Origin of the sequence: Streptomyces nitrosporeus, from assembly GCF_008704555.1 — a bacterium.
GTDB lineage: Bacteria > Actinomycetota > Actinomycetes > Streptomycetales > Streptomycetaceae > Streptomyces > Streptomyces nitrosporeus.
On the sequence record NZ_CP023702.1, the window covers coordinates 4,543,542 to 4,564,258 of the forward strand.

Here is a 20,717-nt window from a genome sequence, read left to right on the forward strand (position 1 = left end):
TGCGGGTGCGGGTGCGGACGAGGGCGGGGCCGCGCCCGGGACGGGGCCGTCAGCGGGGCGGCAGGGGCGGCCTCCGGAGGTCGGGGACCGCGTCGTAGGTGGGCGGGGTGGCCGCCGGGCGGGCGTCCAGCAGCTCCAGGGCCACCCTGACCGCGTCGTCCAGCACCGCGTGCCGCCCCTCGGCCCAGTCCAGGGGGGTGCGCAGGGCCTCCAGGTCGGGCTCGACGCCGTGGTTCTCGACGGACCAGCCGTAGGCGTCGAACCAGGCCGCGTTCATCGGCACGGTGATCACCGTGCCGTCGCCGAGCCGGTGCCGGCCCGTCATCCCGACCACCCCGCCCCAGGTCCGCTGCCCCACCACGGGCCCCAGTTCCAGCAGCCGGAAGGCCGCCGTGATCATGTCGCCGTCGGAGGAGGTCGCCTCGTCGGCCAGGGCGACCACCGGTCCCCGCGGCGCGTTGGACGCGTAGGACACGGCCTGGGCGTTGCGTGTCAGGTCCCAGCCGAGGATCGTTCGGGACAGGGTCTCGACGACCAGTTCGCTGATGTGGCCGCCGGCGTTGCCGCGTACGTCCACGATGAGCGCCGGGCGGGACACCTCCAGCCGCAGGTCCCGGTTGAACTGGGCCCAGCCCGAGCCGCCCATGTCCGGGATGTGCAGGTAGCCGCACTTGCCGCCGCTCAGTTCGCGTACCACCTCCCGGCGCTTGGCCACCCAGTCCTGGTAGCGCAGCGGGCGTTCGTCGACCAGCGGCATGACCGCGACGCGGCGGGGCCGGCCGCCGCCCTCGCCGCCGGCCGGGCGGAACGTCAGCTCGACCGTGGTGCCGCCCGCCGCGGTGAGCAGCGGGTAGGGGCCAGCCACCGGGTCCACCGGCCGGCCGTCGACATGGGTGAGGACCGAGTCCTCACGGATGCCGGTGCCGGCCAGCGGGGAGCGCGCCTTGGAGTCGGACGAGTCGCCGGGCAGGATCCGCCTCACGGTCCACTCGCCGTCCCGGCACACCAGATTGACGCCGAGCAGCCCGATCGCCCGCTGGTAGTGCGGGGGGCCCTCGTTGCGGCGGGCGGGGGACACATAGGCGTGGGAGGTGCCCAGCTCCCCCAGGACCTCACGCAGCAGATCGGCGAACTCGTCGGGGGAGGCGACCCGTTCGACGAGGGGGCGGTACTGCTCCAGCACCCCGTCCCAGTCGATGCCGCACATGTCCGGTTCCCAGAAGTAGGCCCTGATGATGCGCCCCGCCTCGTCGTACGCCTGGCGCCACTCGGCGGCCGGGTCGACGTCGTGGAGGATGCGGCGGAGGTCGAGGTAGACGGTCGAGTCGTTGTCGCCGGGCTCGCCGGCCGGTACGGCCCGCAGCTCGCCGTCGTCCATGACGACCAGCCGGGACCGGTCGCCGCTGACCGCGAACCAGTCGAGGTCGCCGACGAGTTCGGTCCTGCGGGCCTTGGCGATGTTGAAGTGTTCGAGCGTCGGGCGGCCGGACATGTCCGCGGGGTTGGCGAAGGTCTCGCCGAGCGCGCCCGAGATGGGCCAGCGCAGCCAGACCAGCCCGCCCCCGCTCACCGGTTGCAGTGCCGAGTACTTCGACGCGGAGACGGGGAACGGCGTCACCCTGTTTTCCAGGCCCTCGAACTCCACGGTGACCGTGGGCCCTTCGACCGGGCCCTCGGCGATGTCCACCGGGTCCAGTCCGCCCGCCGCCGGACGGCCGTCGGGGAGCAGGGCGAAGGGCGAGGGGGTCGCGGAGGAGAGGGGCACCAGGTAGGGGCGGCAGCCCAGGGGGAAGGAGAGGTCGCCGGTGTGGACGTCGTACACCGGGTCGAAGCCGCGCCAGGAGAGGAAGGCCAGATAGCGGCCGTCACCGGTGAAGACGGGGTTCTCGTCCTCGAAGCGGCCGTTGGTGACATCGACTATCACCGGGGCGCCGGGGCCGCTGATCCTGGCCAGCTTGATCTGCCGCAGGGAACGGCCGACCCCGGGGTGCGACCAGGTCAGCCAGGCGCCGTCCGGAGAGAAGGCCAGGTCGCGGACCGGGCCGTTGACGGACCGGATCAGTTCGGTCACGGCCGCGGGCGGGAACGGCGGCGCGTCCCCCTTGCGGAACTCCCGCAGCCGCCGCCGTCCGCCGGACCCGTCCGTCCGCGCCCCCTCCCCGGCTCCGCCCCCTTCCCCGGCTCCGCCCCCGTCCGTGCCCGTACCGCCGGTCCCGTCCGCGGCGGCGGCCGTGTCCGCGGCGGCAACCGTGCCTGCGGCGGCCGTGTCCGCCCCAGCGGTCACCCCTGTCTCATCGGTCCCATCAGATCCACTGGTTTCACCGGCTCCACCGGCTCCACCGGCTCCACCGGTTTCGCCGGTCTCGTTGGGCTCCTGAGTCCCGGGGGTCCCGGGGGTCCCGTGGGGCCCGTCCGTCCCGTCGGCCTCATCGGCCCTGTCCGTCCCGCCGGTCCCGGTGAGCCCGTCGATGAGTACGGCGGTCTCGTCCTCCGTCACGTCCAGGAGCAGCAGCCGCCCGTCGTTCGACGCGACGGCGAGGCGTTCGCCGTCTGGGTCCGAGACCATCTCGTGGACCCGGCCCAGCAGGCCGGAGGCCAGCCGGCGCGGCCGCCGGTCGCCGCTGGCCCGTGGCAGGTGGGAGATCTCGACCGCGTCCTCCCCGTCCGCGTCGGTGACGTACGCGATCCGTCCACTGCTGCCCAGCATCTCCGGCAGCCGGACGCGCACCCCGGGGGTGTCGGCGATGGTGCGGGCCGGCCCGTCGCGGTGCGTGAGCCAGTACAGGCTGCCGCGTACGGAGACGGCGCTGGCGCGGCCCGTCTCGTCCACGGCCAGCGCGTCCACGTGGCTGGCGGCCGGGACCTGGTGGACGCGGCGGCCGGTCCTGGGGCCGCCGAGCCGTACCTCCAGTTTCCGCGGGGTGGCGTCGCGGTCCTCCAGGTCCTCGACCAGCCACAGCTCGCCCGCGCACTGGTAGACGACCCGGGTGCCGTCGCTGGAGGCGTGCCGGGCGTAGAAGGCGTCGTGGTCGGTGTGGCGGCGCAGGTCCGTGCCGTCCGCCAGGCAGGAGTAGAGGTTGCCGACCCCCTCGTGGTCGGAGAGGAAGGCGATGCGGCGCCCCACGAACATCGGGGCGTCGAGGTGGCCGCCGATGTCCGGCAGCAGGCGTTCGCCGTGCAGCCAGAGCCGCCCGGTGGCCCCGCCCCGGTAGCGCTTCCACGCGGCCGGCTCGTGCGGGGGCTTGCCGGTGAGCAGCAGGGTGCGGCGCTCGCCGTCGATGTCGGCGACCGCGATGTCGGAGACCGGGCCCCAGGGGAGCTTGCCGCCGGGGCCGCCGTCGGTGGGGAGGCTGTAGGCCCACGAGAAGTAGGAGAACGGCTGGTTGTGCGAGGACACCGCGAGGATCTGCGAACTCTCACCCGGGTCGGGGGTCCAGCCGCAGACCCGGGCGTCGGTGGACCCCCAGTAGGTGAGTCTGCGGGCGGGTCCGCCCTCGACGGGGACGAGGTGGATCTCTGGGTCCAGGGTGCGCCAGGTCGTATAGGCGATGCGGCTGCCGTCGGGCGAGAACCGGGGATGGCCGACCCGGGTCCGGTCGACGGTCAGCCGCCACGCCCGGCCGGGGCGGTGCCCGGCCGGGACGAGCGGGGCGACCCACAGGTCGTCCTCGGCCGCGAAGCACAGCAAGTCCTGGTGGAGGTGCGGGAAACGGAGATACGCGACGTCGTCACTCACTCCTCAATGCTTTCCGTGCGAAGGGCCCGGGGCAACTCGTGTCGCACGACGACTTGTGTCGCACGACACAAGCGAAACGTTTTCGTTTCGCGCGGGGCCGGGAGTAACGTCGAAGTGTACGAAACGGTTTCGTTCGGTATTGATCATGCTGCCGGGCGTCGCCGGTATGATCCCGCAGGCACGACGGACACGGAGGAGGTCGACAGGTGGCACGCACCCGGCTCACGCCCGAACGTGAGCACGAGCTGTACACCGCCGTACTCGATCTGCTCGGTGAGGTCGGGTACGAAGCCCTGACCATGGACGCCGTCGCCGCCCGCACCCGTTCCAGCAAGGCCACCCTCTACCGCCAGTGGGGGAGCAAGGCCGAGCTGGTCGTCAGGGCACTCCGCAACGACAAGCCGGTGCATCTCGCCGAGATCGACACCGGAACGCTGCGCGGCGACTTCCTCGCCGTGCTCGGGCGGAGTGACGACTGCCGGATGGAGAAGAACTCCGCGCTGCTGCGGGGTCTGAGCCATGCCGTCCACGACAACCCCGACCTGTTCCAGGCCCTGCGCGAGCTGCTGATCGAGCCGGAGATGACCGGACTCCAGCTGCTGCTCGAACGGGCGGTGGAGCGGGGAGAGGTGCGTCCGGACAATCCGGCGCTCTCCTATGTACCGCACATGATGATCGGCGCCTTCGCCGCCAGGGAGCTCATCGACGAGCGCCCTGTCGACCGGGCGTTCCTCCTCGACTACGCGGAGTCCGTGGTGTTCCCCGCCCTCGGCGTCTGACGTCCCCGCTTCGTCACCCCCTCCCCTCCGTACGACCTGTTCTCCGACCGCTCCACCTGACACCTGACACGCCGCTCTCGTCGTCGGGCTGGTTCCTCACGCCCTTTTCCGTACAACGACCTGACCGGGAGTACCCCTCCGTGGCTGCATTCCTTTACAAAGTCGGGCGGTTCGCCTTCCGGCGCCGCTGGTACGTCGCCCTCGTCTGGGTGGCGTTGCTGGGGCTCGCCGGCTTCGGCGCCGCCTCGGCCTCCACCGCCACCTCCAGTTCCTTCTCGATCCCCGGTACGGAGGCCCAGAAGGCCTTCGATCTGCTGGAGAAACGTTTCCCCGGTGGCAGTGCCGACGGAGCGACCGCACGTGTCGTCTTCAAGGCCCCCGAGGGCGAGAAGGTGAACGACGCCGGCAACAAGGCGGAGATCCAGGAGATCGTCGGCGAGCTGGAGTCCGGCTCGGACCAGATCGCCTCCGTCGCCGACCCGTTCGCGGCGAACGCCGTGAGCCAGGACGGCTCGACGGCGTACATCTCCGTCTCCTACGAGGTCAGCTCGATGGAGCTGACCGACGGGACGCGGGAGGCCCTCGAAGAGGCGGGCGAGGCCGCGCGGGGTGACGGGATGACCGTGGAGATCGGCGGTGACGCGCTCCAGGTGATGCCGGAGACGGGTGTCACCGAGGTCATCGGTGTCGCCGTCGCGGCCGTGGTCCTGGTCATCACCTTCGGTTCGCTGATCGCCGCGGGTCTGCCGCTGCTGACCGCGCTGATCGGCGTGGGCATCGGGGCGTCGCTGATCACCGCCCTGGCGAACGTGCTCGACCTGGGCTCCACCACCGCCATCCTCGCGACGATGATCGGTCTCGCGGTCGGCATCGACTACGCGCTCTTCATCGTCTCCCGCTACCGTGCCGAACTGGCCGAGGGCCGCGAACGCGAGGAAGCGGCCGGGCGGGCGGTCGGCACCGCCGGATCCGCGGTGGTCTTCGCCGGGCTGACGGTGGTCATCGCCCTGGCGGGCCTCGCCGTGGTCAACATTCCGATGCTGTCGAAGATGGGCTTCGCCGCGGCCGGCACGGTCGCCGTCGCGGTCCTGATCGCCCTCACCCTGGTCCCCGCGCTGCTCGGCATCGTCGGCAAGCGGATCATGGGACGCAAGGCGCGCAAGGCCGCCGAGGTGAAGGACAAGCCCGAGGCCAAGCCCAACATGGGCACCCGCTGGGCGCGGTTCGTGCTGCGCCGGCCGGTCTGGGTGCTGCTGGTGGGGGTGCTGGGGCTCGGCGCCGTCGCAGTTCCGGCCGCCTCGCTGGAGATGGGTCTGCCGGACGACGGCTCGCAGCCGAAGAGCACCACCCAGCGCCAGGCCTACGACCTGCTCTCCGACGGTTTCGGCCCCGGGTTCAACGGGCCGCTGCTGGTCGTCGTCGACACGAAGGGCAGCTCCGACGGCAAGGCCGCCGTCGACCGGGTCTCCCAGGAGATCGAGGGCATCGGGCACGTCGCCGCCGTCACCCCGGCCACCTTCAACGAGGCCGGCGACGCCGCGACCATCACGGTCGTCTCCAAGGACCGGCCGAGTTCCACCGACACGGAGGACGTCGTCCACGCCATCCGTGACGCGGGCACGGACATCAAGGACGAGACCGGCGCCGAGGTACTGGTCACCGGCGCCACCGCGATGAACATCGACTTCTCCGAGAAGATGAACAACGCGCTGCTGCCCTACCTGGCCCTCGTCGTCGGGCTCGCCTTCCTGCTGCTGATGGTCGTCTTCCGTTCGCTGCTGGTGCCGCTCAAGGCGGCCCTGGGCTTCCTGCTCTCGGTCGTCGCGGCCCTGGGCGCGGTCGTCGCGGTCTTCCAGTGGGGCTGGCTCGCCTCGCTCTTCGGGGTGGAGCAGACCGGGCCGATCATGAGCATGATGCCGATCTTCATGGTCGGTGTGGTCTTCGGCCTCGCCATGGACTACGAGGTCTTCCTGGTCACCCGTATGCGGGAGGCGTACGTCCACGGGGAGACGCCCGGACAGGCCGTCGTCACCGGCTTCCGGCACGGTGCGCGGGTGGTCACGGCCGCCGCGGTGATCATGATGGCGGTCTTCGCCGGCTTCATCGGCTCCAGTGAGTCGATGATCAAGATGATCGGCTTCTCGCTGGCCATCGCGGTCTTCTTCGACGCCTTCGTGGTGCGGATGGCCATCGTGCCGGCGGTGCTCGCCCTGCTGGGCAGGCGTGCCTGGTGGCTGCCGCGATGGCTGGACCGGATCCTGCCCAACGTGGACGTGGAGGGCGAGGGGCTCCGCAAGGAGCTGGCGTCCGACGGTCCGCCCGAGGGCCCGTCCGGCAGGGAGCGCGAGCCGGCCCGCGTCTGAACGCCGCCGGACCGGAGCGGGAGCGCTCCGGTCCGGTCCGGCCGGAGCGGTCACCGCTCCGGCTCCGAAGACCCCGGGGGCCGTACGAGCGGAACGCGGCCCCGAAGACCCCGGGGCCGTGTGAGCAGAACACGGCCCCGGAGCGCCGGGCACCTGTGGGGACGGGGTCCCGGGGCGGCGGAAGGCCCCCGTGCACATGGCGCGGGGGCCTTCGTCCTGCCCGGCTCCGCGGCCGGGGGACCGGTCTCAGGCCCTGACCGCGGAGGGGCCGGGGGCGGGCCGGGTGCCGCCGTCGGCCCCGGCCTCCTCGTGCGTGCGGCGCAGGAAGCGGATCACCGGCGCGCTGTCGAACTGCAGCACGGCGACACCCTCGGGGGAGTGCAGCTCCACGATCAGCTGGACGCGCCCGCAGGGCCAGACACGGATGTCGCCGCTGGTGACGGGGGAGCGCAGCCCGCCCTCCAGGGCGTCCCGGTCCACGGCCCACTCGATGCCGCCGGGGAACCTGATGCGCACGGTCCGCGGCGCACCGGGGTCGTACCCCAGCACCACGGGTACGGGGCGCGGGTCCGGGCCGTCGGTGATGAGCCGGGCGCGTGCGGGTTCGTGGATCGCGTCGGACATGACCGGCTCCTTGAGTAGGGGCGTAACTACATATAAATGTCCCATATTTTGCACTTTGGGCATGTTGAGTATGGGTGTAGTTGTGATCTGTGCGCTCTTGCGAGTCATTTGCAGGAGCGCACTATCATGGAGCGTTTGCGTTCCTGCCCCCGCACCTAGCCCCCGGAAGCGGAGCCGCCCCATGCATGTACCCGACGGATTCATCAACGCACCCGTCTCGGCCGTCGCGGGCGTGGCCGCCGCAGGCGCGGTCGCCGTCGGACTCCGCGGCGCCCGGAAGGAACTCGACGAGCGCACCGCGCCGCTGGCCGGACTGGTGGCGGCGTTCATCTTCGCGGTGCAGATGCTGAACTTCCCCGTGGCCGCCGGGACCAGCGGACACCTGCTGGGCGGCGCGCTCGCGGCGATCCTCGTCGGACCGTACACCGGGGTCCTGTGCATCGCCGTCGTGCTGCTGATGCAGGGCATCCTCTTCGCCGACGGCGGCCTCACGGCGCTGGGCGTGAACATCACGGTCATGGGCGTCGTCACCGTCGTCGTCTCCTACGCCCTCTTCCGCGCGCTGACCGGTGTGCTGCCCCGCACCCGCCGCTCGACGACCGCGGCCGCCTTCCTCGCCGCGCTGGTCTCGGTGCCGGCCGCGGCCGCCGCCTTCACCCTGGTCTACGCGATCGGCGGGACCACCGACGTACCCCTGGGCAAGGTCCTCACCGCGATGGTCGGTGTGCACGTCCTGATCGGCGTCGGCGAGGCGTTCATCACCGCGCTGACCGTCGGCGCGGTGCTGGCCGTACGCCCCGACCTGGTGCACGGCGCGCGCGGGCTCACGGCCCCGCTCAAGCTCCGCGTCGACGGCGAGCTCGTCGACGCCCCGGCCGCGGAACCGGCGCCCTCCGCCGCCCGCACCCGCTCCACGCGCCCCCTCAGGGCAGCCGGGCTGGCCCTGGCGGTCGTCCTCGCCGGGTTTCTCTCCTTCTACGCCTCGGCCGCCCCGGACGGACTGGAGAAGGTCGCCACCGACCAGGGCATCGACAAGAACGCCAAGGAGCACGGGGCGGCCGACTCGCCGCTCGCCGACTACGGCGTGGAGGGAGTCGAGAACACCCGGATCTCCGGCGGCCTCGCCGGGGTGATCGGGGTCGGTGCCACGGTCGTCGTCGGCAGCGGGGTGTTCTGGGCCGTGCGCCGCCGCACCCGGCGGGAAGCGGACCACACCCCGCAGGGAACCCGCTGACATGGGCGCCGGCCACGCCCACGCCCTCTACCGGCACGGCCACTCCCCGGTGCACCGCCTGCCGCCCCACTGCAAGCTGGTCGCGGTCCTCTGCTTCGTCGTGGCCGTGGTCTCCACCCCGCGCGAGGCGATGTGGGCCTTCGCGCTGTACGCGGCGCTGCTCGCCGGAGCCGCCGCCCTGGCCCGCGTCCCGGCGGGCTTCCTGCTGAAGCGGCTGGTCATCGAGGTGCCCTTCGTGGCGTTCGCGCTGCTCATGCCGTTCGTCGTACCCGGGGAGCGGACCGAGCTGCTCGGCCTGACCGTCAGCGTCCCCGGCCTCTGGGGCGCCTGGAACGTCCTCGCCAAGGGCACCCTCGGGGTGGCCGCCTCGGTACTGCTCGCCTCCACCACCGAACTGCGCTCCCTGCTGCTGGGCCTCCAGCGCCTTAGGCTGCCCCCGCTGCTCGTGCAGATCGCGTCCTTCATGCTCCGGTACGGCGACGTGATCACCGACGAGCTGCGGCGCATGTCGATCGCCCGCCGCTCGCGGGGCTTCGAGGCGCGCGGCATCCGGCACTGGGGGGTCCTGGCCAAGACGGCGGGCGCCCTGTTCATCCGCTCCTACGAACGCGGTGAACGCGTCCACCTCGCGATGATCAGCCGCGGATACACCGGCACCATGCCGGTGATCGACGAGGTGACCGCCTCCCGGGCCCAGTGGGCGTACGCCTCGGTGCTCCCCCTGCTCGCCCTCGGAGTCTGTCTGCTGGGATGGACCGTATGAGCCGACCCTCCCGACCCGCGCCCTCCCTCGAAGTCAGCGGACTCGCGTACGCCTACCCCGACGGCCACCAGGCCCTCTTCGGGGTCGACCTCACCGTCGGCCGGGGCGAGCGCGTCGCCCTCCTCGGCCCCAACGGGGCGGGCAAGACCACCCTCGTCCTGCACCTCAACGGCATCCTCGAAGCGGGCGCGGGAAGCGTCCGCGTCGCCGGACTGCCCGTACGCAAGGAGAACCTGGCGCAGATCCGGCGCCGGGTCGGCATCGTCTTCCAGGACCCCGACGACCAGCTGTTCATGCCGACCGTACGGGAGGACGTGGCCTTCGGGCCCGCCGCCGCCGGACTGCGCGGGGCGGAACTGGAGGAGCGGGTCACGGCCGCGCTCGCACGCGTGGGGATGGAGGAGTTCGCGGCCAGGCCCCCGCACCACCTCTCCTTCGGCCAGCGCCGCCGGGTCGCCGTCGCCACCGTCCTCGCGATGGAACCGGAGATCCTCGTCCTGGACGAGCCGTCCTCCAACCTGGACCCGGCGTCCCGCCGTGAACTCGCCGACATCCTGCGGGCCCTGGACGTCACCGTGCTGATGGTCACCCACGACCTGCCGTACGCGCTCGAACTCTGCCCGCGCGCCGTCATCCTCAGCGACGGCGTCATCGCCGCCGACGACCGTACGCAGGAACTCCTGTGTGACGCCGCGCTGATGCGCCGGCACCGGCTGGAGCTGCCCTTCGGGTTCGATCCGCGCTCCGTGGCCGTACCGCGGGGATGAGAGGTCGTACCGCGGGGGTGAACGGACGGCGACCCGCCAGCCGTTCCGCCCGGGGTGCGATGCACCATGGAGGGATGAGCGGGAGTGCGGGAGCAGGCGTGGACGTACGGGGCACGGTGGCACCAGGGTTCGAGGCGGTGCGGGACGCCTTCGTCCGTAACTTCGAACAGCGCGGCGAGCGGGGCGCGGCCGTGGCCGTCTACCGGCACGGCCACAAGGTGGTGGACCTGTGGGCCGGCACCCGGGACGTCGACGGCAGCGAACCCTGGGCCGTGGACACCGTGCAGATCGTCCGCTCCGCCGGGAAGGGCGTCGCCGCCGCCGTGCCGCTGCTGCTGCACCAGCGCGGGCAGCTGGACCTGGACGCGCCCGTCGGCACCTACTGGCCGGAGTTCAAGGCGAACGGCAAGGAACGCGTCCTGGTACGCCACCTCCTGGCGCATCGCGCCGGGGTGGCCGCCCTCGACACCCCGCTGACCCCCGCCCAGGCGGCCGACGGGGTCACCGGGCCGCGGGCGGTCGCCGCGCAGCGGCCCTGGTGGGAGCCCGGGGAGGACCACGGCTACCACGCCCAGACCTACAGCTGGATCATCGGCGAACTGGTGCGCAGGGTCACCGGCCGCACCATCGGGCGCTGGATCGCCGAGGAGATCGCCCGTCCGCTCGGCCTGGACTTCTGGTTCGGCCTCCCCGCCGACGAGGCCCACCGGATCGGCCGGCTCGGCCCGGTCGAGCCCCCGGCGGCCGGCGACGGGGGCGGCGCCCTGCGGATGCGGCCCAAGCGGTCCGTGGTCGAGGCCTACCGCGACCCCGGCTCCCTGACCCGGCGGTCCTTCGGGGCCATCGACCCCCTCCCGGACGAGAACGACCCCGGCTACCGGGCGGCCGAGCTGCCCGCCTCCAACGGAGTGGCCACCGCACGCGGCCTGGCCCGCTGCTACGCGGCGATGATCGGCGAAGTGGACGACGGGCAGAGGCTGTTCGCGCCCGCCACCCTGACCCTGGCCCGCACCGAGGAGTCCGCGGGGCCCGACCGGGTGCTGGTGGTCAACACCCGCTTCGGCCTCGGCTACATGCTGCACGGCCCGGCCGCCCCGCTGCTGGCGCCCGGCTCCTTCGGACACCCCGGCCGGGGCGGCTCGCTGGGCTTCGCCGACCCCGAGTCCGGCACCGCCCTCGGCTATGTGACCAACGGCCTGCAGAAGGGGGTCACCGCCGATCCCCGTGCCCAGGCCCTGATCCGGGCGATACGGTCGGCGGGTGACTGACATCCGCACCGCACGTTTCCACGGCCACACCGCACTCGTCACCGGCGCGGGCCAGGGCATCGGCGCCGCCACGGCCCGCCGGCTGGCCACGGAGGGCGCCGCCGTCCTCGTCACCGACCTGGACGGCGACCGGGCCGCCCGCACGGCCGGGCAGATACGCGAACAGGGCGGCACCGCCGCCTGGCTGGCCTGCGACGTGGGCGACGCCGAGGCCGTCGGCGCGGCGGTGGCGCACGCCGTCGCCGCCTTCGGCGGCCTCGACGTCCTGGTCAACAACGCCTACGCCAACCACGAGGACGCCCCGCTCTTCGAGGACGAGGACGAGGCGGCCTGGGCCCGCACCCTCGACATCACGCTGACCGGCGCCTACCGCTGCTCCCGGGCCGCGCTGGGGCACCTGGCGGCCTCCGGGCGGGGCGCGATCGTCAACATCGGCTCGGTCAACGGCGAACAGGACTTCGGCGGCCACGCGTACAGCGCCGCCAAGGCGGGCCTGGCCTCCCTGACCCGTACGCTCGCCGGCCACGCCGGACCGCGCGGCGTACGCGTCAACCTGGTGGCCCCCGGCACCATCCGCACCGCCGCGTGGGCGGGCCGCGACGACGACCTGGCGCGGGCGGCCGGGCTGTACCCGCTGGGCCGGCTCGGCGAGCCGGAGGACATCGCCGCGGCCGTGGCCTTCCTGGCGTCCGGGGACGCGGCCTGGGTCACCGGGACGACGCTGCGGGTGGACGGCGGGCTGATGGGCGTCAACACGGGCTTCCGGAAGGCGATGCGGGGGGAGTGACCGGCCGCGGGGTGCCGCCGGGAGCGGATGACGCCCCGGCGGCACCGGCGGTTCAGGCACCGGCGGTTCAGGCACCGGCGGTTCAGGCACCGGAGGTCCTGCGCGCCGGTTCAGGGACCGCCGGTTCAGGGACCGGCGCGCAGGACCACCGGCTCAGGGACCGGCGCGCAGGACCGCCGCCACGACCGGGCCGGCCGCGTCGCCGCCGTGGCCGCCGGACTGGACGACCGCGGCCGCCGCGAGGTCGTTGCTGAAACCGGTGAACCAGCTGTTGGAGGTGCCCTGTCCGTCGACCTCGGCGGAGCCGGTCTTGGCGCCCTTGTCGCCGCCGACGGAGGCCATGGCGGCCTTGCCGGTGCCCCAGCTCGCGGTGGCCCGCATCATGTCGTTGAGCTGTGCGGTGACGTTCTGCGGCAACGAGCGCGAGGCGGTGGCGATCTGACGGCCGTCCAGCTCGGGGGCCACCAGGATCGGCTGGCGGAACGTCCCGGTGCGGGCGGTCGCGGTGATGGACGCCACGTTGAGGGCGTTCATCTGGACGGTGCCCTGCCCGATGTACTGGGCCGCCGCCTCACCGCCGGTCTCGTCCGGCACGCTGCCGTCGAAGGTGACCACACCGGTCTGCCAGTCCAGTCCGATCCCGAAGACCTCCCGGGCCTCCTTGGGGAGGGCGGAGTCGTCCTTGGTGTCGTCGATCAGCTTGATGAAGGCGGTGTTGCAGGACCGGGCGAAGCTGGTGGTGAAGGGGGAGCCGGCCGGCAGTTCGAAGTGGTCGAGGTTGTGGAAGCTGCGGCCCTGGTAGAGCACGTCCTTCGGGCACTCCGCCGGCTTGCCCGCCGAGGCGAGGCCCTTCTCCATCAGCATCGCGGCCGTCACGATCTTCAAGGTGGAGCCGGGTGCCTGCTTGCCCTGCAGGGCCGCGTTGAACTCGGTCACCGGGCTGTTCGCGACCGCGCGGATCGCGCCGGTGGACGGCTTCACGGCCACCACGGACGCCTCGCCGAACTGCTTGACCGCCTTCTCGGCCGCCGCCTGGACGTCCGCGTCCAGCGTGGTCCGCAGCTTGCCCGGTTTCCCCTCGGTGAGGGTCAGCAGGGTGGTGTCCGGCAGTTTCTCGTCGGCCGGCTCGATCCAGGTCTCGATACCGGGGGATCCGCCCGCCTTGTCACCGTACTTCTGGCGCAGGGTGTCCAGGACCGGCCCCAGCGACGGGTACGTCTCCTTGTCCAGCACCTTGCCGTTGTGGTCGACGGCCTCGATCGCCGCCGTCGAGGACTCCCCGGTCCTCAGCACCGCGCCCTCGGTCAGCTGCGGGTGGATCACCGCCGGCTGCCAGTCGACCAGCGCCCGGCCGGTGGTCAGGCCGCGCACCACGGTCAGTTCGGAGGAGTACGACCAGGGCTTGCTCTTCCCCTCGTACGACACCGTGGCCTTCACCGTGTACGGGACCTTCGCGCCGACGGCCTGGCCCGGGGTGATCACGGCCTTGCTGACGTGCACGTCCTCGGTGTACCCGGTCAGCAGCGGTTCGGCCGCCGTCTGGTTGTTCGTCAGCACCGCCGCCGCGGCGGCGTCCCCGGAGGCCCACGCGTCGAGGAAGTCCTTCGAGGTCTCGGCTATCTCCTCCTCGGTCGGCGGGCCCGTCTTCACCTCCCCGGACGCGGACGTGGTGCCCGTGCCGCCGGTCCCGCCGAGTCCGAGCACGTTGTACGCCCCGTAGCCGGCTCCCCCGGCCAGCAGGACGAACGCCCCGCCGATCACCGCGACCTTCGCTCCACTGCGCATGCGAGCGCTTCCCCCTCCCCGTAGCCCCCTTGAACGCGTTCAAGTCCAAGGGGATTTCCTCGGGACTCTACGGGACGGCTGTGACACACGAGGCGGCCGTTACCGGACCGGAACCGCGCCGTGAGAGCGCTTACCGACCCCGGCCGGCTCCCACCGCGCCGGTTTCCGGCCGGTCGCCGGTCCGGTCCGCTCAGATCCAGCTGTCCAGCCACATGCGGTCCCGCCAGGCGTTCTCCGGGAGCGAGGCGCCGGTGTAGACGGGCCAGAAGTAGACGAAGTTCCAGATGATCAGGAGCACCAGCACACCGGCGACGACGGCGCCCACCGTCCGTCTCCGCTCGCCGGCGGGATCTCCCTCCCCGACGCCCTCCTCCTCGGCGAACTCCTTCCCGGCGAACCCCTCCCCGGCGCTCTCCTTCCCGCCGCCTCCGTCCGTCTCCTCCCGCACGCCGCCCGCCTGGGACGCCGGGCCGAGCAGCGCGCCGACCATCATCGTCACCGCCAGGCACAGGAAGGGGACGAACACGACCGCGTAGAACAGGAAGATCGTCCGCTCCTGGTAGAAGAACCACGGCACCCAGCCCGCCGCGACCCCGCACGCGATGGCACCCGCGCGCCAGTCGCGCCGGAAGGCCCAGCGCCACAGCACGTACAGCAGGGCGGCACAGGCCGCCCACCAGAGCAGCGGGGTACCGATCGCCAGGACCTCACGGGCGCACTTGCCGGTCTCCGAGGCCGCACAGCCCGCCTGCTCCTCGTAGAAGTACGAGACGGGCCGGCCCAGCACGATCCAGCTCCACGGGTTGGACTCGTAGGTGTGGCCCGAGGTCAGGCCGACGTGGAACTCGTACACCTGGGTCTCGTAGTGCCACAGGCTGCGCAGCCAGTCCGGAAGCCACGACCAACTGCTGTCCCGGCCCGCGGTGGCCGCCCAGTCGCGGTAGTAGCCCTTGTCCGTGACGATCCAGCCGGTCCAGGACGCGAGGTACGTGGCGAGGGCGACCGGCACCGTCGAGAGGAAGGCGGGGAGCAGGTCGCGCAGCACCACGGCCCGGTACGGCTGCAGGGCCCCGGCCGTGCGGCGCGCGCCGACGTCCCAGAGGACCGTCATCACACCGAACGCGGCCAGGATGTACAGCCCGTTCCACTTCGTGGCGAACGCCAGGCCGAGCATCAGGCCGGCGGCGAGCCGCCAGGGGCGCCATCCGAGGCGCAGGTTCTCGGCCACACCGGCGTCCGGCCGCAGCACACCGTCCTCGTCGACCGGCAGCGCGGCGGCCAGCTTGCGGCGTGACCGGTCGCGGTCGACGAGCAGGCAGCCGAAGGCCGCCAGCACGAAGAACATCAGGACGAGGTCCAGCAGCGCGGTCCGGCTCATCACGAAGTGCAGCCCGTCCACGGCCAGCAGCGTGCCCGCCAGGCAGCCCAGGAACGTCGAGCGGAACAGCCTGCGGCCGATCCGGCACAGCATCAGGACCGAGACGGTGCCCAGCAGCGCCACCATGAAGCGCCAGCCGAACGGCGTGAACCCGAAGAGCTGCTCCCCGAGGCCGATGATCCACTTGCCGACGGGCGGGTGGACGACGTAACCCGGTTCCACGGGGACCGGCACCGAGGACGGGTCCTGGAGAATCAGCTTGTCGACGTCCTTGGGCCAGGCGCCCTCGTACCCCTGGTTGATCAGTGCCCAGGAGTCCTTGGCGTAGTACGTCTCGTCGAATATCACCGCCTTCGGGCTGCCGAGGTTCCAGAACCGCAGCGCCCCGGCCACCAGCGCCACCAGCAGCGGCCCGCCCCAGGCGGACCAGCGCACCAGCCGGCCGGCCAGGGACGGCGGCACGGCGAGCACGTCCCAGAACTGGCGTCCTGGGCTGGTGTACGGCGGCACCAGGCGTTCGCGCAGCCCTGTCTCCGGCCGCGGGGTGTAACCGAAGCGGCGCAGCCGCTGCTGCCAGGACGGCGGCTGGTCGCCGGCGCGGTCCCCGGCGTCGTTGCCCTGCCGGGCTTCGGGCGCAGTACTCGTCACCGCGCCATCGTAGGGAACGCATCTGTGCGAGGGGTGACGTCCGTGCTGGGAGGATGGCCGATGTGACTGGAACGACTGGAACGCTCGTACTCGCAGGGACCCCCATCGGCGATGTGGCGGACGCCCCGCCGAGGCTCGCCGCCGAACTGGAGGCCGCCGACGTGGTGGCCGCCGAGGACACCCGGCGGCTGCGCAGGCTCACCCAGGCGCTGGGCGTCCACACGTCGGGGCGCGTCGTCTCCTACTTCGAGGGCAACGAGTCGGCGCGCACCCCCGAACTGGTCGAGGCGCTGGCGGGAGGCGCGCGGGTGCTGCTGGTGACCGACGCGGGCATGCCGTCCGTGTCGGACCCCGGCTACCGGCTCGTCGCGGCGGCCGTGGAACGGGACATCAGGGTCACCGCCGTGCCCGGGCCGTCCGCGGTGCTGACCGCGCTGGCGCTCTCCGCCCTTCCCGTGGACCGGTTCTGCTTCGAGGGCTTCCTGCCGCGCAAGGCGGGCGAGCGGCTCGGGAAGCTGCGGGAGGTCGCGGACGAACGGCGCACGATGGTCTTCTTCGAAGCCCCGCACCGGCTGGACGACACCCTGGCCGCGATGACCGAGGTGTTCGGCGCGGACCGCCGCGCCGCGGTGTGCCGGGAGCTGACCAAGACGTACGAGGAGGTGAAGCGGGGACCGCTGGGTGAACTGGCCGTGTGGGCCGCCGACGGGGTGCGGGGCGAGATCACCGTCGTGGTCGAGGGGGCGCCCGCCACCACCGGGGAGAAGCCGGACGCGATGGAACTGGTGCGCAGGGTGCGGGTGCGCGAGGAGGCGGGGGAGCGGCGCAAGGAGGCCATCGCGGCGGTCGCCGCCGAGGCGCAACTGCCCAAGCGGGAGGTGTTCGACGCGGTGGTCGCGGCGAAGAACGCGGACCGGACCGGACGGGACCAGGGTAAAGGTCTAGCCTGAAAAGTAACCCGAAAAGTAAAGCGCGAGCCGTGTGAGGGGCCCGCGCGAAGAGGCTGGGCCATGCGGAGCCCAAGAGTGCCTCAACACTCGGCAGGTCCGGTGCGCCGCCGTCCCCGGAGGAGTCCACTGGAGGGTGGACCACCCCTCCGGGTCCCATCGGACCGGGGTGCTTGCCGGAGTGTGCTTGTCCGGCGGACAAGAGGAGCGGGCATGAGTGAGATCGCAGCGACCACCGTGCACGAGGCGTACGCCTTCGCGTGCATGAGATGCGGATACGGCTGGGAACAGGCCTACGAGATAGAGCACCACGTGGACGGGTCCGGCCGCCCGTACGTCGTGTACCGGGCGAACGGGGAGCGGGTGCCCTCGCCCCTGTCCACGCCGACCTGCGCGAACTGCGAGGGCCATGTCGTCCGGATCATGCGGGCCGGCCGGGTCTCGCTGGCCCAGCAGTTGCTCCCGCCCCGCAGGGCGGCCCGCAAGGCCGCGGCCCGTGAGGCGGCGGCCCGCAAGGCGGCGGCCCGTGAAGCGGCGGAACGGCAGGCCGCGGAACGTGAGGCCGCGGAACGGCAGGCGGCCGGGGAGGCCGGGCGGTCCCCGGCCGCCCTCGCGCCGGCCGGGGGCGCCGCGCGGCCGCACCACCGGCAGCTGTCCGGCCTGCTGCGCCCCTTCCACCGGCGGTGACCGGCCGGGGCGGCGGTGACCGGCGCCCCGGCCACCGCCGCGCCCGGTGTGAGGACGGCGGGTGCGCTCGGCCGCCGCGGCGCGGGCCCGCCTTTCGTAGAGTGCGGGCATGAGCCGTACCGAAGCCCCTCCGCTGCCCGAGCCCCTCGCCGTTCCGGTGGCCGACTCGCACACCCATCTGGACATGCAGGACGGAACCGTCGAGGAGGGCCTGGCGCGGGCCGCGGCGGTCAACGTGACCACCGTCGTCCAGGTGGGCTGTGACGTGAAGGGTTCGCGCTGGGCGGCCGAGACGGCGGCCGCCCACCCCGCCGTGCACGCCGCCGTCGCCCTCCACCCCAACGAGGCGCCGCGCATCGTCCTGGGCGACCCGGACGGCTGGTCGCGCCAGGAAGCCAGGGAGGCGGGCGGGAAGGCCGCCCTGGACGAGGCGCTCGCCGAGATCGACGCCCTGGCCGCCCTCGACCACGTACGCGGGGTCGGGGAGACCGGTCTCGACTACTTCCGTACGGGCCCCGAGGGGGTCGCCGCACAGGAGGAGTCGTTCCGGGCGCACATCGAGATCGCCAAGCGGCACGGCAAGGCGCTGGTCATCCACGACCGGGAGGCCCACGCGGACGTGCTGCGGATCCTCGCCGACGCGGGCGCCCCCGAGCGGACCGTCTTCCACTGCTACTCGGGGGACGCCGAGATGGCACGGGAGTGCGCGGCGGCCGGGTACTTCATGTCGTTCGCCGGCAACGTCACCTTCAAGAACGCCCAGCCGCTGCGTGACGCGCTGGCCGTGGCACCGCTCGGCCTCGTCCTCGTGGAGACGGACGCCCCCTTCCTCACCCCGGCGCCCTACCGGGGGCGGCCGAACGCGCCCTACCTGATCCCGGTGACGCTCCGGGCGATGGCGCAGGTGCGGGGCATCGGCGAGGAGGAGCTGGCCGCCGCCGTCTACGACAACACCGCGCGGGCCTTCGACTTCTGACCCGGCCCGCACGGCCGCCGGCGGGAACGCGGACCGGGCGGGCCCTTCGCGCCGCCCGGGCCGGTGCGGGAGCTCCGCCGCCCGCACCGGCCGTAGGCTTACCGGGTGAGCACCACAGAGCCCGACGCCCTCCTGGGCCCCGCAGACATTCGCGAGCTGGCCGCAGCGCTGGGCGTACGCCCCACGAAGCAGCGCGGCCAGAACTTCGTCATCGACGCCAACACGGTCCGCCGGATCGTCCGGACCGCCGGGGTGCGGCCCGACGACGTGGTCGTCGAGGTCGGGCCCGGACTGGGGTCGCTGACCCTGGCGCTGTTGGAGGCGGCCGACCGGGTCGTCGCCGTCGAGATCGACGACGTGCTCGCGGCGGCCCTCCCGGCCACCGTCGCCGCCCGGCTCCCGGAGCGTGCCGGCCGCTTCGCCCTGGTCCACTCCGACGCCATGCTGGTGACCGAACTGCCCGGCCCGGCGCCGACGGCGCTGGTCGCCAACCTTCCGTACAACGTCGCCGTACCCGTGCTGCTCACGATGCTGGAGCGCTTCGCGACCATCGAGCGGACCCTGGTGATGGTGCAGGCCGAGGTCGCGGACCGGCTGGCCGCCCGGCCCGGTAACAAGGTCTACGGCGTCCCCTCCGTCAAGGCCGCCTGGTACGCCGAGGTGAAGCGCGCCGGTTCCATCGGCCGCAACGTGTTCTGGCCCGCCCCCAACGTCGACTCCGGCCTGGTGTCGCTGGTGCGCCGTGCCGAACCGATCAGGACCACCGCGAGCCGCGCCGAGGTCTTCGCCGTGGTCGACGCCGCCTTCGCCCAGCGCCGCAAGACCCTGCGCGCGGCCCTGGCCGAATGGGCCGGCTCCGCACCGGCCGCCGAGGCGGCCCTGGTCGCGGCGGGCGTCTCGCCGCAGGCCCGGGGCGAGTCGCTGACGGTCGAGGAGTTCGCCGCCGTCGCCGAGAACAAGCCCGTCGGGGACAGGCCCGCGGTGGACGGATCCGCGGTGGACGGATCCGCCGTGGACAAGACCCCCGGGAGCGGTTCATGAGCGTCACCGTCCGGGTGCCCGCCAAGGTCAACGTCCAGCTCGCGGTCGGTGCCGCGCGCCCCGACGGCTTCCACGGCCTGGCCAACGTCTTCCTCGCGGTGGGCCTCTACGACGAGGTCACCGTCACCCCGGCCGACGCCCTGCGCGTCACCTGTTCCGGCCCGGACGCCGCACAGGTCCCGCTGGACCGCACCAACCTCGCGGCCCGCGCCGCCCTCGCCCTGGCCGAGCGGTACGGCATCGCACCCGATGTGCACATCCACATCGCCAAGGACATCCCCGTCGCCGGCGGTATGGCGGGCGGCAGCGCGGACGGCGCCGCGGCGCTGCTGGCCTGCGACGCCCTCTGGTCCACCGGCGCCGGGCAGGAGGAGCTGCTCGCCATCTGCGCGGAGCTGGGCAGCGACGTGCCCTTCAGCCTGCTCGGCGGCGCGGCGCTGGGCGTCGGCCGGGGCGAGCTGCTGACGCCCGTCGAGGTGGGCGGCACCTTCCACTGGGTCTTCGCGGTCGCCGACGGAGGGCTCTCCACCCCGGCGGTGTACGGCGAGTTCGACCGGCTCACCGCCGGCACGGACGTCCCGGAGCCGGCCGCCTCCCCCGCCCTCCTGGACGCCCTGCGCAAGGGGGACGCCGCAGCGCTCGCGGATACGCTGAGCAACGACCTGCAAGCCGCCGCACTCTCGCTGCGCCCCTCGCTGGCCGGCACCCTGGAGGCGGGCACCGCCGCGGGCGCCCTGGCGGCCCTGGTCTCGGGGTCCGGGCCGACCACGGCGTTCCTGGCGGCGGACGAGGAGTCGGCGCGGAAGGTGGCCGGCGCCCTGGCGGCCTCGGGCACCTGCCGCAGCACACGGGTGGCGGTGTCACCGGCCCCGGGGGCGACGGTCCAGCGGCCGTAGGGGCGGCACGGGACGGTACGTGGCCCCGTCCCCGGCCG

General features: G+C 73.1%; 16 protein-coding genes. 12 read left to right on the plus strand and 4 right to left on the minus strand.

Annotated features, from left to right (window positions below; all coding sequences use genetic code 11):
* Positions 1 to 49 precede the first annotated feature (49 nt).
* Entirely contained in the window at positions 50 to 3,736 is a 3,687-nt protein-coding gene (locus CP967_RS20210; RefSeq protein ID WP_150489314.1) for a S41 family peptidase, read from the minus strand.
* Between the two features lie 206 nt (positions 3,737 to 3,942).
* Here CP967_RS20210 and CP967_RS20215 point away from each other — a divergent pair, with 206 nt between their 5' ends.
* Together CP967_RS20215 and CP967_RS20220 are read left to right on the plus strand one after the other, a co-directional pair.
* Complete coding sequence (locus tag CP967_RS20215) at positions 3,943 to 4,515, plus strand: TetR/AcrR family transcriptional regulator (RefSeq protein ID WP_150489315.1); 573 nt, start codon at positions 3,943 to 3,945, stop codon at positions 4,513 to 4,515.
* 140 nt (positions 4,516 to 4,655) lie between these two features.
* Positions 4,656 to 6,878, plus strand: coding sequence for an MMPL family transporter (locus tag CP967_RS20220; protein ID WP_150489316.1), 2,223 nt, complete (start codon positions 4,656 to 4,658; stop codon positions 6,876 to 6,878).
* Between the two features lie 246 nt (positions 6,879 to 7,124).
* On the opposite strand, the gene CP967_RS20225 is transcribed toward CP967_RS20220, so the two are convergent.
* Positions 7,125 to 7,502 (minus strand): SsgA family sporulation/cell division regulator, encoded by a 378-nt coding sequence (locus CP967_RS20225; protein ID WP_150489317.1) that lies wholly within the window; start codon positions 7,500 to 7,502, stop codon positions 7,125 to 7,127.
* A gap of 181 nt (positions 7,503 to 7,683) precedes the next feature.
* Between CP967_RS20225 and CP967_RS20230 the strand changes: the two genes are divergently transcribed.
* From CP967_RS20230 to CP967_RS20250, 5 genes are all read left to right on the plus strand, one after another.
* Positions 7,684 to 8,736 carry an energy-coupling factor ABC transporter permease gene (locus CP967_RS20230; RefSeq protein ID WP_150489318.1) on the plus strand — a complete coding sequence of 351 codons (1,053 nt, stop codon included), beginning with the start codon at positions 7,684 to 7,686 and terminating at the stop codon, positions 8,734 to 8,736.
* A gap of 1 nt (position 8,737) precedes the next feature.
* Positions 8,738 to 9,499 (plus strand): cobalt ECF transporter T component CbiQ, encoded by a 762-nt coding sequence (cbiQ, locus tag CP967_RS20235; RefSeq protein ID WP_150489319.1) that lies wholly within the window; start codon positions 8,738 to 8,740, stop codon positions 9,497 to 9,499.
* Positions 9,496 to 10,266: an energy-coupling factor ABC transporter ATP-binding protein gene (locus tag CP967_RS20240; RefSeq protein ID WP_150489320.1), complete on the plus strand. Its 771-nt coding sequence runs from the start codon at positions 9,496 to 9,498 to the stop codon at positions 10,264 to 10,266. Before cbiQ ends, CP967_RS20240 begins: the two co-directional genes overlap by 4 nt.
* A 98-nt stretch (positions 10,267 to 10,364) precedes the next feature.
* Entirely contained in the window at positions 10,365 to 11,534 is a 1,170-nt protein-coding gene (locus CP967_RS20245) for a serine hydrolase domain-containing protein (RefSeq protein WP_150491959.1), read from the plus strand.
* A gap of 1 nt (position 11,535) precedes the next feature.
* Positions 11,536 to 12,321: an SDR family NAD(P)-dependent oxidoreductase gene (locus CP967_RS20250; protein ID WP_190175101.1), complete on the plus strand. Its 786-nt coding sequence runs from the start codon at positions 11,536 to 11,538 to the stop codon at positions 12,319 to 12,321.
* A gap of 153 nt (positions 12,322 to 12,474) precedes the next feature.
* Here the strand turns inward: CP967_RS20250 and CP967_RS20255 are convergent, their stop codons facing one another.
* Both CP967_RS20255 and CP967_RS20260 read right to left on the minus strand, forming a co-directional pair.
* Positions 12,475 to 14,106, minus strand: coding sequence for a penicillin-binding transpeptidase domain-containing protein (locus tag CP967_RS20255; RefSeq protein ID WP_150489322.1), 1,632 nt, complete (start codon positions 14,104 to 14,106; stop codon positions 12,475 to 12,477).
* A 190-nt stretch (positions 14,107 to 14,296) separates the two neighbouring features.
* The gene (locus CP967_RS20260; protein ID WP_150489323.1) at positions 14,297 to 16,132 is read right to left on the minus strand and encodes a dolichyl-phosphate-mannose--protein mannosyltransferase; all 1,836 of its coding nucleotides are present in this window, start codon (positions 16,130 to 16,132) and stop codon (positions 14,297 to 14,299) included.
* A gap of 53 nt (positions 16,133 to 16,185) precedes the next feature.
* Between CP967_RS20260 and rsmI the strand changes: the two genes are divergently transcribed.
* The 5 genes from rsmI (at position 16,186) to CP967_RS20285 (ending at position 20,679) form a co-directional block, all read left to right on the plus strand.
* On the plus strand, positions 16,186 to 17,082 hold the full coding sequence (gene rsmI / locus CP967_RS20265) for a 16S rRNA (cytidine(1402)-2'-O)-methyltransferase (RefSeq protein WP_150489324.1): 897 nt from the start codon (positions 16,186 to 16,188) through the stop codon (positions 17,080 to 17,082).
* Positions 17,083 to 17,292: 210 nt separating this feature from the next.
* Positions 17,293 to 17,766, plus strand: coding sequence for a hypothetical protein (locus CP967_RS20270; RefSeq protein WP_150489325.1), 474 nt, complete (start codon positions 17,293 to 17,295; stop codon positions 17,764 to 17,766).
* Between the two features lie 109 nt (positions 17,767 to 17,875).
* The gene (locus tag CP967_RS20275; RefSeq protein ID WP_150489326.1) at positions 17,876 to 18,742 is read left to right on the plus strand and encodes a TatD family hydrolase; all 867 of its coding nucleotides are present in this window, start codon (positions 17,876 to 17,878) and stop codon (positions 18,740 to 18,742) included.
* A gap of 105 nt (positions 18,743 to 18,847) precedes the next feature.
* A complete protein-coding gene (rsmA, locus tag CP967_RS20280; RefSeq protein WP_167535415.1) occupies positions 18,848 to 19,783 on the plus strand; it encodes a 16S rRNA (adenine(1518)-N(6)/adenine(1519)-N(6))-dimethyltransferase RsmA in 936 nt (311 codons plus the stop codon).
* Positions 19,780 to 20,679 carry a 4-(cytidine 5'-diphospho)-2-C-methyl-D-erythritol kinase gene (locus tag CP967_RS20285; protein ID WP_150489327.1) on the plus strand — a complete coding sequence of 300 codons (900 nt, stop codon included), beginning with the start codon at positions 19,780 to 19,782 and terminating at the stop codon, positions 20,677 to 20,679. Before rsmA ends, CP967_RS20285 begins: the two co-directional genes overlap by 4 nt.
* Positions 20,680 to 20,717 lie beyond the last annotated feature (38 nt).